Genomic DNA, 12,638 nt, shown 5'->3' on the forward strand with positions numbered 1-12,638 from the left:
ACGGCACAATAGCCATGACCACGTGGCCTACTTTTCAACCGTCGCCACCGGCCTGGAATTGGACCGGCGTCAACAGACTTCGCCGACTCGCGAGAATGAAGCTTCCCGCGTACGACGATCTTGCCTGGTGCGATGGTGTACTCCTCGCGCACCTGGTTCTTGTCAGGGTCCCAGCCGGCTCGCACGATCGCTGGCGTGATGTACCGAGTGCGGATTTCGGTCTCCTTCAGCGCCCTCTTGTCGGCCCCGTTCACGACGTCACCAGGGTTCACAGGTCAGAGCGTATTACCGATCCTGTCAGCTGGAGACGGAAGACACTGACGTACAAGTTACACGCGTTGTCATTCAGTGATGGTGTAGACTGACACAGAGGAGGTGGTGTTGGTGGCAGTCGCGGAGGAGAACGGCTTCATTGAGTATCTCCAGCTTCAAGGCGGTGCGCCCGACTTGGTCACAAAGTCTGAACTCATCACCCGGATACGCCAGATGGGCTACTCGTTAAGCCCCCGACAATTGACGTTCTACACAACAGAGGGACTCGTACCACGCAGCGTGCGCGTTGGCACGCGCGCGGGCGCATACCCCGCGATCATCGTGAGGTTGCTTGGGTGGGTTGTCGCGGCCAGGGACGCAGGAGTCTCGATCGAGGCGCTCAAGGAGCTGCTACCCGTTTGGAAGTTCCTGATACGGGCCTACGACTCCGGGGAGCTGGACGTCGGCGAGCTCGAATATGTCGCCCGACAGCACGTAACGTCCCTTGAGGGCTCGATGGTCGTTCCGCGGCTGGTTTCGTGGATAATGAGCGAAAGGTGCTGCCCTGAATGCCAAGAGGGAATCAGCCTTATCTACAAGAACGGCGAAAAGAAACTGATCTCCGACGTTGGCGCGACCGTCGGATTCGCGATTGCCCGGACACCCTCCGAGGATGACACGGCCATCAGCGACGCCGCGCCCCGTTGGTACGCGTCGACTCGACTCAGCCTTGGACACCAGCGCAAGTTCTCGACTGATCCGACGACGGTGATCCTTGGGATCAAGCCGAATGCCGAGATTCCACCCGACAACGAGGTGGTTGGTGGGCGGCACACGCCCGCACAGGAGGTGACCGCCGAGCCATAAAAACAGTTGGGGCGGACATTGCAGTGTCCGCCCCAACTTGAGGTCGCTACGCAACCGATTCTGACAGGACGAAAGCTTAGCGCCCTCCAAGACCAAGAACCAGCACCTGGTCACCAATTCGGTAGCCAGATATTTGGAGGGAGCCCACGTGGGCCAAACAGTTGACGGCGCTTTCGCCGAGCTCGACGAAGAACTCAATCTAGACCCCGCGCAGCGTAAGCAGGCCCAGGAACGCCACAACGCGATCCGCGCCGCACTCGACGAAGCAGGGATCGTTTCCAGCAGTTTCCTTCAGGGCTCGTTCGCCCGGAAGACGATGCTTAAGCCGCTCAAAGACGTCGACATCGTCATCGTGCTTAAGCCGGAGCTATGGGAGCGCTTGTGCGGACCCGACGGGCCGAAAACCGCGATGACCTGGTTTAAGACTATCGTCGCGACGCATTGGCCAGACGCGGCCTTCGACGAAGGTGACGCGCCGTCCGCGAAGGCGTTGCGCGTCACCTTCACCGACATCGACTTCGATATCGATCTCGTACCTGCGTTCGATACCGAGAATGACGATGTGCTGATTGGAGACCGCGAACAGCAATGCTGGGAGCCAAGCAACACGCGACGTCAGATCCTCGCGGTGTCACAACGCAACCAGGGCACGGCGGGCAGGTTTGTCCACCAGGTGCGCGAGCTGAAGTCTCTGGTTAAGAGCCACAGCGAACTCGAGTTCATCAAAGGCGTTGTCATCGAATCTTTGGCCTTCGCGGTCATCACGTCAAAGGCGAAGGATAAATCTGCGATCGCCGACATCCTCGAACACGCTCGTACCGCCGTACGCGGGCCCGTGATCGAACCCGCGGGGGATGATGATGTGACAGTGAAATGGACACCGTCCGAGCGTCAGGTGGCCGTTCGGGAGTTTGATGGCATGGCCGCACAGGCAGCCGAGGCTCTGCGTCTTGAAGCCGACGACGACATCGCCGCAGCAATCGACGTATGGCACGACCTCATCGGTCACCCGTTCCCCGCCGCCGAGTCGAGAACACCGGTGGAAGCATTGGCGGCGTGGAATGCCGCCGGCAGCCGCACCAGCACCGGTCGCCCGACGACGACGACCAGTGGACGCCAACGCATTCATCCCGGCCGGGCATGGGCACCTCGCTGAGCGAACTGGTCGAAGCCCCACATCGGACCCTCGTGCGGTTGACCGGCACACAAGCAGGCGTGTCGGTTAACCGCGCATGGGCACCTCTACTAGGGGGTTACGTTGTCGACCTCACCTTGGCTCCGCCACCCGAACTCGTGATTGCTGGCTACGCGAACGAAGGCGCACGCGTCTCCATCAGCCCGGCCGGTGAGATTTTCAGCTTTCCGCTCGGACCTCGAAGAGAGTGGAAGCACCGGTACTCATTCAACCCAGACGGCGGCTGCATCCGGCAGTTGTGCCTCTGGTTCCCCGAGGATCCGCGGCCTCTGAGGTGGGTGCCCGATGACGGATTCGAAGACTACGTCGCACGGGTCCACCGCCACCTTTTCTATGAGGAGTTCTGGCGCCGCACCGGATTTTGGCCCACCGAAGACGCCCCGCACGGAAATCCGGGTCGTCAGAACGACACGCCTGGCGAGCAATCGGCATACCCCATTCGGAGCGCACATCTCCGCCAAGCGGTCGAGAACTACCGCCGAAACGAAGTGAAAGATCGAAGGCAGGCATGACCAACGCCCCTACTTACATCCAGATCGGGACACTGGTCTTGGGGTCATCGGTGATGGGCGGCCTCATCACTGCAGCGATCACCGGGCTCCGAGATTCCGCCGCCAAACGACGTGAGGGCTACGCCAAAGCGGTCAGGGCTCTCGTTGCTCGAGTTGAATATCCCTACCGTGTCCGGCGCCGCACAAGTGATGATCCGGCAACCCTATTCGAGCTTGCGAAGCTCGGCCACGACATTCAAGAACAGCTGGCAAGCGCCAGGATCTGGATCCATACCGAGAGCCCAAAACTCGCCGAGATCTTTGAGGATGCGATCAACGCTATCAACGCTGCCGTCGCCGCTGCGACGTCCGATGCGTGGGACCAACCACCGATCTCGAATGCGTCTGAGATGAATCTCCTTGGGTGGGGGGCTGGCAGTCAAGATCAGCACATCAAGAGGTTCGGCCGAGCCGTGGAACGGCGATTCGGTTGGCGTCGGTTCATACCGACCAGGCGACGCTATGACGTCCGCACGGTGTGGTGCTATTGCGGGCCTACTTCCTGCTGCCAGCCTTTGCGTTGACATGCTCGAACCGCAGCCACGCCCCGTGCGCCATCATCGGTGAGTGTCATCGGGCGGCCGCGCTCGGCGCGATCAAGGAGCCTTTTGCCGAGTTCGCGTTCAATTCGGTTGATTTGGTTGACGAGCTCGAACTGGTTCAGCTGAAGCGCTTCGGCGGCAATGGTAAGGGTGGGATGCTGGGCCGCCGCCGCGAATCGCTGTAACCGCTCCCAGCCACCGATGCCCGCGAGCGCGGGTCCGATCAGCTCAGGTGCGTCGGCAATCGCCTTCTGCGCGCTAAGCGTGGCGCTGTGGCTGGGTCCGCCTCTACCCCTCATGGGAATGGAGTACAACTTGGCCCAACGCGCGATGTTAGCTGTGTCTGTTCATGCGGTTGTGTACGTCCTCACGTTGCGTGCCATATGCCGATGCGCTGACCTGCACTGGCGCACCTTGTCGCACGTGATGTCATCTGAGTTTGTCTCAAGTCCATGTCATTTCTTCAAACCGGTGCCCAGATGTCCGTTCTCATTCAATCTGGGCCCCAACACCGCCTCTGACCTGCGCTGCCCCAGATTGAATGAGAATCGGTCCGGGAGGCCTTCTCATCCAATCCGGGGCAAGTCTTGGTCGATTCGCAGGTAGCTTCTACCGGTTAGTCAGTCCGGCGGCGGTCGCTGCGAACGGTGGTTTGAACCGCCGGCCTGGTAGTGCCACGACACCTACGGCAGCGGCGAGGTAGCAAAGACCGGCTATCAGAATGCAGGCCGCGGTGAGTCCGGCCAGGAATGACTGTTGCGCGGCGGTCGCAAGTGTGGGGTCGTGGGTGGTCATCGCGAATGCAACCTGTACCGAGGCGGCGGCTTCACTTGCTTTGCCGGTCGCCGCGAATGCGCTGTCGATAAGGCGGGCGCCGAAGATTGACGAGAACAGGGAGCCTACGACAGCGACACCGAGCGTTGAACCCAACTCGCGGGTGGCGTCGTTGACTGCAGAGCCGATACCGGCGCGGGAAGGTGGGAGTACGAGCATGATGGATTCCGTTGCGGGAGTAGAGATTACTCGATGCCGAGCCCCATGAGCAGCATCTGGGAGACGATGATCGTCGGGTATGGGGTGTCGGTGTCGATGCTGGCGGCGATCCACGCCATCGCGGTGCCGAAGGAGATCAGTCCGCTGACGACGACGGTGCGGGTGCCGATGCGTGGTGCGAGCAACCCGCCGCAGACAGAGCCGATCGCGATCGACAATGCGACGGGCAGGACCCGGAGGCCGGTGTCGAGCGGGCTGAACCCGCGCAACACTTGGAAGTACTGAGTGATGAGGAAGATGAAGCCTGCCAGGCAGAAGAAGGTGACTGTTACCGATGCGCTGGCGGCACTGAATCGGCGATCGGCAAAGAGTCTGATGTCGAGCATGGGGTGGGGTGCTGCCTGCTCTATCGTCACGAATGCCAGCGCCAGCGCAGCCGTGGTCACGAAACCGAACACCGTGGCATGGCTGTGCCAGCCCCGGGCCGGGGCCTCGATGATGGTGTAGACGAGGATTCCGAGCATGGCGATCGAGGTGATGAGACCTCGGATTTCGAGCGCAGGCACACCTGGGTCGCGTGATTCCGGCACCAGGAGGTACGCGAGCACCGCCGCCAAGAGGGCCGGCGGGGTAAGCGCCCAGAAGACGCTGGTCCATGAAAAGTGCTCGAGCAACAGGCCGCCGGTGACTGGGCCGGCCGCGACTCCGACGCCAACGACCGCTCCCCATCCGCCGAATGCCATGGCGCGTTGACGGCGGTCGGAGAAGGTGTTGGTGATGATCGACAGTGTGGTTGGAAAGATCAGCGCAGCGAACATGCCCATACTGAACCGAGCCGCGATCAGTGTCCCGGTGCTGGCGGCAAGCGCCCCGAAGGCGCTGGTGGCGGCGAACCCGAGCAGGCCAATGATCACGGCTGGGCGGCGGCCGTAACGGTCCGAGAGGCTGCCGGCCGCCAGGACCAGCGCGGCGAAGGTGAGGTTGTAGCCGTCGACGACCCACTGCAGGCCGCGAGTGTCGGCATGTAGTTCGGTGCCGATGCTCGGTAAGGCGACGTTGACGATCGTGACGTCGAGGTTGATGGCCAGCACCGCGATGTAGACAGCGGCTAGGATGCCTGCCTTCCGGTTCACGGAGTGGCTCCGGAAAGGGGCTGTTGCCGTGGCGGTTACCGACGAGGCATGCCGGTCGTAGGTCATCGCGATCCCGTTCGGATGTGCCAGCGGCGGATCGCCGCGGCGAACTGCTCGGGAGCGTCGGAGGGAACGAAATGACCGGCACCGCTGACAATGACGGTTTCGTGATCGGTGAAGGTATCTTGCCACCGCCGCAGTTCCTTGTTGCCGAAAGCGAAGTCGCCGTCGCCCCAGATGATCAGCGTCGGCAATGCCGCGATATCTTCTAGCCCGGCCTCGATGTCGGCGAGAAATGCGCGGCTGGAGGTGATCTCGCGAGGGAACACCGCAGACGCCTCCCGGCGAGCCGGGCTGTCGAGGGCTTTTTTGTAGTGGTCCATCTGCCTGCTGGTGGGTGTGGTGAGCCGGTGCCCGATCGGGATCATCACGTTGACGAACAAGTTGAGCTGCCGGATCAGCAGCCGCCCGATGGGGCTGCCCATGACGTGTGACATGACCTGTATAAGCGGGTCGCTGACCGGCCATGCCCATGTGTTGGTGAGCACCAGTCGGTCGAGGATTTCGGGCCGGTGCTGCAGAACTGCGAGCCCGATCGGTCCGCCCCAGTCATGGCCCACCAGGGTGATGTTGCTCAACCTTAGCGCGTCCACGAAGCCGCCGATGACCGCAGCGTGTTCGGTGGGTAGATACCGGTACCCCGGCGCTGCCGTCGACAGACCGAAGCCGGGATAATCCACCGCGACGCAACGGAAATCCTCTCGCAGCAAGGTGATCACCGTGCTGTAGTCGAACGACCAGGTCGGATTGCCGTGCAGGAACAGCAACGTCGGCCCCGAGCCTTCGTCCACGTAATGAACGCGGTGCCCGTCGAGGTCCAGGAACCGGCTCTGGAACGGGAACAGTTCGTCATCGACCCACGCGGGCCGCTCTACGATTTCCATTGGCCTTACATCACCCCGATCGCCAGTGCCATGCCGAGAAACAACACGAGCTGATAAGCGCTGTTGAGCAGGGTTAACTGCGGAGGCTTCAGCTCGAAGGCATTGTGCTGGATAAGCGTAGAGGCCGAGAACGCCAACCAGGCTGCGAAACCGACCAGCAGGGCCAACCACACCGAACCGTTGCCGACAGCCATCGACGTGACCTTGATGCCCGCCGTCAGGCCCACTGCCGTCATGCCATTCGCGACAAGCAGTTGCTTCATATTTCTTCTGCTGGCCTTCTGGGAGTCCGCCGCAGCCACCCCGCTCAAGCCCGACCACAGGGTGGTAAATGCCTTGCCGTACCACGCGCCCGCCGCAACCGTTCCCACCACGGTTGCGGCGACGATGGCCGGCCAATCGAGTTCCATCGCGCAACTCCTCCGCCGTTGAACGCCCACTATTGCGAGTGGTATAATCAAGCAAACTTTAACATAGCAAGTAGATGGTGATGAGTCGAGACTACGGTCAATACTGCGGACTTGCCCGGGCCCTGGATGTGGTGGGCGACCGGTGGAATCTGTTGATCGTCCGCCAGCTTCTGATGGGACCTGCGCGGTACAGCGAACTCCGTGGAGGACTGTCCGGCGTCGCGACGAATCTGCTGACCGACCGGCTTCGCGACCTCGAAACCGCTGGCGTGGTTGAGCGGCGGCTGTCCGGCGACGCGAATGCGATCGCCTACGCACTGACTGAGTGGGGTGCGCAGCTGCGCGAGCCCATCAACGCGCTCGTCCGCTGGTCCACCCCACTGATGATCCGCGGACCCGAGAACGATGAGTTCCGCCCTGAATGGCTCCTGCTAGCACTTCCCGCATTGTTCGAGGGGCGTGTGCCGACCGATCACTCGGCGACAGTGGGGATTGCCGTCGATGGCTTCATGGTCCAACTACGAGCCACCGAATCCGGCATCGACGTCAGCAAAGCCGACGGACGAGAGCTGGACGCCGTCCTCACCGCCAACGCCCACCTTGCCCTGGGGCTCGCAGCGGGTATGTTGCCTCTGGATGACGTCCGCGCACTTGTCGATATCGACGGTGACGAGTCCGCCCTGCGAAGCATTTTCGAAGCACCCTCGTCAAAGAACCGCTGACGAGCGACCGCCCGATACCTTGGTCACCTGCCGCCGGTTCGGTACCCATTGCTCAACGGGAGTGTCGTCATTGTGGTGGGTGGTGGCGCGTTCTACGATACGGACAATCGGCAGTGCCGAGGCGGATGACGTTGAGCCGTCGGGATGTTCGATCTGGCATTAGGGGTTCACCGGCTCCTGCACCCTACCGCCGAAGCCATCCCTACAGCCGATGTCTACCCGGAACGTATGCGTAAACGTATGACACGCTCGTGAGATATATGACAACGAGACGACATCACCGCTGAGAAAATGACACGCGGCGTGAGAACCTACACCACCGATCTCCCCTACCGTGCCATATTCGTAAACCGCGACAAGTGCAGCTGATGCGCCACCGTGACCGTGGAGGTCGGGCCGTTTCGGTGCTTGGCGAGGATCAGGTCCGCCTCCCCGCCGCGGGGGTCGTCGCGGTCGAATGCGTCCGGGCGGTGCAGGAGCACCACCATGTCGGCGTCCTGCTCAAGGCTGCCGGACTCACGCAGGTCGGCGAGCATCGGCTTCTTGTCGGTGCGCTGTTCGGGGCCACGGTTGAGCTGGCTGATCGCGATCACCGGCACCTCGAGTTCCTTGGCCAGCAGCTTGAGGTTTCGGGAGAACTCCGAGACCTCCACCTGGCGGGACTCGAACTTCTTGCCCGAGGTCATCAGCTGCAGATAGTCGACCACGACCAGCCGCAGGTCGCTCTTCTGCCGCAGCCGGCGGGCCTTGGCCCGGATCTCCATCATGGTCAGGTTCGGTGAATCGTCGATGTAGAGCGGCGCCTCACTGATCTCGCTCATCCGGCGGGCCAGCCGGGTCCAGTCGTCGTCGCTCATCCGGCCCGAGCGCATGTCGGCCAGCTTGATCTTCGCCTCGGCCGAGAGCAGCCGCATCACGATCTCGGATTTGCTCATCTCCAGCGAGAAGATGACGCTGGCCATCCGGTTCTTGATCGAACAGGACCGCATGAAATCCAAACCCAGCGTGGAGTTGTGCGTAGGGATCATCGCCCGCCCGGCCAGATACAGATGATCGGTGTTGTCCACCTCGACGCAGCGCACCGGGACACTGGCGACCGGCCGCACATCGACGATGAAACGGGACCTCGAACGGACGGTGCTCGCACTCGCCCGGCGCTCCTTGTGGGCCAATACCTTTCGGGGCAGCGCGAAGACCTGCTCGTCGGTCGAGAAAGTCAAGGTGTATGCGGTGCTCGAGGCTTCGGTGTGCCCGTTGACGCGTTTGGTCGAGGTTTGACACCGGTATCCGAGGCTGACGATCAGTTCCCGGACATCCTCGACCAGGCGTCGATTGGTCACCGAGAACTGCACCGTCCCGCCGGACGCGACCGTGCCGTCGGTGTCGAGCAGCCCGGCCAGCAACGCCCGCCGTTGCGGTTCCGCGGCGCGCAGATACTCCATCGGGATGTGCTTGTCACCGAGCACCCCGATAATGCGCAGCCGGTCCTCAAACGTTCCCGCCCCCTGATCGTTCTCCTCCAACCGCAGCTGGTACCGATGCGGCGCCGAGGTCGACGGCACGGCCCGGATCCCTTCGCCCTCGATGCGCATGACGATCTCGGGGTCGACGGTGGTGATCTGGGCGGCGGCGCTGGTCCCATCCCCCAGCCAGGCGCCCAGCGTGTACGGCGGCACCAGCAGGTCGCGGCCGGGCAGCTCCAGGGGCCGGGCGTTGGCGATGGAATGGTTGAGCCGTCGGTCGGCGGTCGCGCAGCGCAGCGTCCCGGCGATCTCCCGGGTGGTGCGCACCGCCGCCCCGCGCCCGTCGCCGGCGCCTCGGGCGGCCCGGCGCGACGCGCGGGTCTCGGTCAGCCACTGGTGTTCGGCGTCGGCGACGATCACTGATCCGTCGGAGAACTCGACTTCGAAGCAGGGCCGCTCGGCCATCACATCGGTGGCGGCCACCACCCGGGTCGGCCGGCCGTCGGCATCCAGCAGGTGGTCCCCGACGGCCACCTCACCCATCGTGGTCCAACCGGTCGGGGTGGGCAGCGGTGTGTCCAGCGCCAGCGCCTTCCCCATGCCCGGCCGGGCCGCGACGATGATCATCTGCCCCGGGTGCAGCCCGTTGGTCACGTCGTCGAGGTCGGCGAAGCCGGTCGGTACGCCGCGGGCCAGCCCGCCGGAGGAGGCGATCGCGTCGATCTCGTCCATGGTGGGCTGCAGCAGCTCCTCCAGCGGGACGAAGTCCTCGGCGGTGCGGTGGTCAGTGACCTCGTAGATCTCGGCCTGGGCGCGGTCGACGACCTCGGCCACATCGGCGCCCTCGGCCCCGGCGTAGCCGTACTGCACCACCCGGGTGCCGGCCTCCACCAGCCGGCGCAGCAGCGCCTTCTCCGCGACGATGCCGGCGTAGTAGCCGGCGTTGGCCGCGGTCGGCACGGTCGAGATCAGCGTGTGCAGATACGGGGCCCCGCCCACCCGGCGCAGCAGCCCGCGCCGGTCGAGCTCGGCGGCGACGGTGACGGCGTCGGCCGGCTCGCCGCGCCCGTAGAGGTCCAGGATGGCGTCGTAGATGTTCTGGTGGGCCGGGCGGTAGAAGTCACCGGGGCGCAGCCGCTCGAGCACGTCGGCGACGGCGTCCTTGCTCAGCAGCATGCCGCCGAGCACCGACTGCTCGGCGGCCATGTCCTGCGGGGGCTGCCGGCCGAAGTCCTCACTCGGCGGCGCATCGGCGGGCATGCCGGATGCTCCACGGTCATCGACAACGGCCATCCCCGTCGTCCCCTCCCTTCCTCAACCAGCCCGAGCAGTCGAACTGATATTCGAAGCCGGTGTTCCGCAGCGTAGTCCGCGGCTCCGACAACCCGCTCCCGTCAGGCCGGCACCCCTGTCCGCCGCGTTGAGGTTAGAGGTTGCTGGCGCACCCACCAAACGACCCTGTTGATCAACCTGTGGAAGACCTGTGGATAGTTGCCGCCCACCATGTTGGGGGGTTGGGGACAACCTGTTGAACATTCCCACCCTCCCCCCGATCACTGCAGGTCAGGCTTCCACACCTGGGTGTAACAGCTGTGGATGGAGATCGTCTCGGCGTGTCGCCGAGATGGCCATCTCGGGCGTGTTGCGTAACGCGGGGCCGATCCCCGGGTGAACAACCGGTTAGGTTAGCTGACCACGTCGCCGACCGGCGAGTTCGCTGGCGCGGGGCCGCCACCGGCGCGCACCGGCGCCCCCGCCCCCGCGCAGACGCCACCGCCCCGGTACGGCCGCGCGGAGCGGCCGCCGGGGCGGCGAACAGGTGAGTGAAGGTTAGGCGGTCGCGGCCTTGGCGTCGGCGGCCACCACGTCCAGGGCGACCTCGACGGTCACCTCGGGGTGCAGCACCGCCGCCACCCGGTAGCTGCCGACGGCCTTGATGTGGCCCTTGGGCATGCGCACGATCCGCTTCTCCAGCGGCGGGCCGCCGGCCTTCTTGATCGCGCCGACGATGTCGGCGGCGGTCACCGAGCCGAACAGCTTGCCGGTGTCCGCGGCGGTCTTCACCGGCAGCGTCACGGTGCCCAGCCCGTCGATGGCGGCCTTGATCTCCTGGGCGTGCTCGAGGTCGCGGACCTGCTTGGTCTCCCGGGCCCGACGGATCTCGTCGGCCTGCTTCTGCGCGCCGCGGGTGGCCAGGATCGCCATCCCCCGCGGCAGCAGGAAGTTGCGGCCATAGCCGTCCTTCACTTCGACGGTGTCGCCCGCCGCGCCGAGGTGATCGACGTCGGTGGTCAGAATCAGCTTCATCGTTTCGTCTCTTCCGTTCCGGCTAGCGCGTCGAGGAGGTGAACGGCAGCAGCGCCACCTCGCGGGCGTTCTTCACCGCGATCGCGATGTCGCGCTGGTGCTGGACACAGTTGCCGGTCACCCGGCGGGCCCGGATCTTGCCGCGCTCGCTGATGAACGTGCGCAGCAGCGCGGTGTCCTTGTAGTCGATCACCTGGTCCTTCTTGGCGCAGAAGGCGCACTTGCGGGTCTTGACCGGCTTCTCCGGCGCCGGACGCCGCTTGTTGGACTTGGCCATGGGTCATTCTCTTTCGTTCTGTGGTGTCTGAGAGGTGCGGTCTCGCCGCACCGTGGATCTAGAAGGGCGGTTCGTCGTCGCCGCCGCCGAAGGAACCGGAGGCCGGGGCGCTGCCCCAGGGGTCGTCGGCGGGTGCCCCACCGGCCGCTCCCGCGGCTGCCGCGGGCCGGGGTCCCCCGCCGCGGCTGACCTTGGTGACCTTCGCGGTCGCGTACCGCAGCGACGGCCCGATCTCGTCCACGTCGAGCTCGTAGACGGTGCGCTTCTCACCCTCGCGGGTCTCGAACGACCGCTGCTTGAGCCGGCCGGTGACGATCACCCGCGCGCCGCGGGTGAGGGTCTCGGCGACGTTCTCGGCGGCCTCCCGCCAGATGCTGCAGCGCAGGAACAGCGCCTCGCCGTCCTTCCACTCGCCGCTCTGCCGGTCGTAGATGCGCGGTGTCGAGGCGACCGTGAAGTTCGCGACGGCCGCACCCGACGGGGTGAACCGCAGGTCCGGGTCGGCAGTCAGGTTTCCGACGATGGTGAGTGTGGTGTCACCAGCTGCCATGGGATCCTCCTGGGTTTGGCGGTTTGAGCGGAGCCTACGCAGCCGCTCCGACGTAGTCGACGATCAGTGCTTGTCGATGCGCATCACTTTGGTGCGCAGCACCGCCTCGTTCAACCCCAGCTGGCGGTCGAGTTCGGAGACGGTCGCCGGCTCGGCCTTGACGTCGATGACCGCGTAGATGCCCTCGGCGTGCTTCTGGATTTCGTAGGCCAGGCGGCGCCGACCCCAGATGTCCACCTTGTCGACGCTGCCGCCGTCGTTGCGGATGACGTTCAGGAACGTCTCCAGCGACGGGGCTACGGTGCGCTCGTCAAGGGTGGGGTCCAGGATGACCATGATTTCGTATGGACGCATGGGAACCTCATCACCTCCTCTGGTCGTGTGCGGCCACGGGGGTTCCCGCGGCAGGAGGGTCGCCTGCGTCGGCAACGG

The 12,638-nt window shown here is 64.5% G+C and carries 16 protein-coding genes; 5 read left to right on the plus strand and 11 right to left on the minus strand.

Annotated elements, in window-relative coordinates; all coding sequences use genetic code 11:
- Positions 1-272, minus strand: a 272-nt coding sequence (locus tag A5643_RS18575) for a hypothetical protein (RefSeq protein WP_231995425.1), incomplete at its 3' end; no start/stop codon positions are given.
- 112 nt (positions 273-384) lie between these two features.
- Between A5643_RS18575 and A5643_RS02960 the strand changes: the two genes are divergently transcribed.
- The 4 genes from A5643_RS02960 to A5643_RS17625 all read left to right on the plus strand — a co-directional run bounded on the left by A5643_RS02960 (position 385) and on the right by A5643_RS17625 (position 3,389).
- Positions 385-1,119 (plus strand): helix-turn-helix domain-containing protein, encoded by a 735-nt coding sequence (locus A5643_RS02960; RefSeq protein ID WP_231995426.1) that lies wholly within the window; start codon positions 385-387, stop codon positions 1,117-1,119.
- A 148-nt stretch (positions 1,120-1,267) separates the two neighbouring features.
- Positions 1,268-2,275 (plus strand): nucleotidyltransferase domain-containing protein, encoded by a 1,008-nt coding sequence (locus A5643_RS02965; protein ID WP_066851796.1) that lies wholly within the window; start codon positions 1,268-1,270, stop codon positions 2,273-2,275.
- Entirely contained in the window at positions 2,260-2,826 is a 567-nt protein-coding gene (locus tag A5643_RS17620) for a hypothetical protein (protein WP_082948693.1), read from the plus strand. The genes A5643_RS02965 and A5643_RS17620 overlap by 16 nt, the downstream gene beginning before the upstream one ends.
- Positions 2,823-3,389, plus strand: coding sequence for a hypothetical protein (locus A5643_RS17625; protein ID WP_156628478.1), 567 nt, complete (start codon positions 2,823-2,825; stop codon positions 3,387-3,389). The genes A5643_RS17620 and A5643_RS17625 overlap by 4 nt, the downstream gene beginning before the upstream one ends.
- On the opposite strand, the gene A5643_RS18905 is transcribed toward A5643_RS17625, so the two are convergent.
- From A5643_RS18905 to A5643_RS02985, 5 genes are all read right to left on the minus strand, one after another.
- Positions 3,350-3,706, minus strand: a complete 357-nt coding sequence (locus tag A5643_RS18905; protein ID WP_082948694.1) for a LysR family transcriptional regulator — start codon at positions 3,704-3,706, stop codon at positions 3,350-3,352. The genes A5643_RS17625 and A5643_RS18905 overlap by 40 nt on opposite strands.
- Before the next feature lie 310 nt (positions 3,707-4,016).
- Positions 4,017-4,400, minus strand: coding sequence for a hypothetical protein (locus A5643_RS18380; RefSeq protein WP_197497624.1), 384 nt, complete (start codon positions 4,398-4,400; stop codon positions 4,017-4,019).
- Positions 4,401-4,426: 26 nt separating this feature from the next.
- A complete protein-coding gene (locus A5643_RS02975; protein ID WP_197497625.1) occupies positions 4,427-5,599 on the minus strand; it encodes an MFS transporter in 1,173 nt (390 codons plus the stop codon).
- Positions 5,596-6,477: an alpha/beta fold hydrolase gene (locus A5643_RS02980; protein ID WP_066851800.1), complete on the minus strand. Its 882-nt coding sequence runs from the start codon at positions 6,475-6,477 to the stop codon at positions 5,596-5,598. Before A5643_RS02980 ends, A5643_RS02975 begins: the two co-directional genes overlap by 4 nt.
- Before the next feature lie 5 nt (positions 6,478-6,482).
- A complete protein-coding gene (locus A5643_RS02985; protein WP_066851802.1) occupies positions 6,483-6,887 on the minus strand; it encodes a DUF1761 domain-containing protein in 405 nt (134 codons plus the stop codon).
- 80 nt (positions 6,888-6,967) lie between these two features.
- Here A5643_RS02985 and A5643_RS02990 point away from each other — a divergent pair, with 80 nt between their 5' ends.
- Positions 6,968-7,609, plus strand: a complete 642-nt coding sequence (locus A5643_RS02990) for a winged helix-turn-helix transcriptional regulator (protein WP_066851844.1) — start codon at positions 6,968-6,970, stop codon at positions 7,607-7,609.
- 329 nt (positions 7,610-7,938) lie between these two features.
- Here the strand turns inward: A5643_RS02990 and dnaB are convergent, their stop codons facing one another.
- The 5 genes from dnaB to rpsF form a co-directional block, all read right to left on the minus strand.
- Complete coding sequence (gene dnaB, locus A5643_RS02995) at positions 7,939-10,365, minus strand: replicative DNA helicase (protein WP_066851804.1); 2,427 nt, start codon at positions 10,363-10,365, stop codon at positions 7,939-7,941.
- Positions 10,366-10,902: 537 nt separating this feature from the next.
- The gene (gene rplI, locus A5643_RS03000) at positions 10,903-11,379 is read right to left on the minus strand and encodes a 50S ribosomal protein L9 (RefSeq protein WP_066851806.1); all 477 of its coding nucleotides are present in this window, start codon (positions 11,377-11,379) and stop codon (positions 10,903-10,905) included.
- A 22-nt stretch (positions 11,380-11,401) separates the two neighbouring features.
- Complete coding sequence (gene rpsR, locus A5643_RS03005; protein WP_066851808.1) at positions 11,402-11,656, minus strand: 30S ribosomal protein S18; 255 nt, start codon at positions 11,654-11,656, stop codon at positions 11,402-11,404.
- A gap of 58 nt (positions 11,657-11,714) precedes the next feature.
- On the minus strand, positions 11,715-12,206 hold the full coding sequence (locus A5643_RS03010; RefSeq protein WP_066851810.1) for a single-stranded DNA-binding protein: 492 nt from the start codon (positions 12,204-12,206) through the stop codon (positions 11,715-11,717).
- 63 nt (positions 12,207-12,269) lie between these two features.
- Positions 12,270-12,560: a 30S ribosomal protein S6 gene (gene rpsF, locus A5643_RS03015; protein WP_066851812.1), complete on the minus strand. Its 291-nt coding sequence runs from the start codon at positions 12,558-12,560 to the stop codon at positions 12,270-12,272.
- Positions 12,561-12,638: the final 78 nt, after the last annotated feature.

This window comes from Mycobacterium sp. 1274756.6, from assembly GCF_001668625.1.
Lineage (GTDB): Bacteria > Actinomycetota > Actinomycetes > Mycobacteriales > Mycobacteriaceae > Mycobacterium.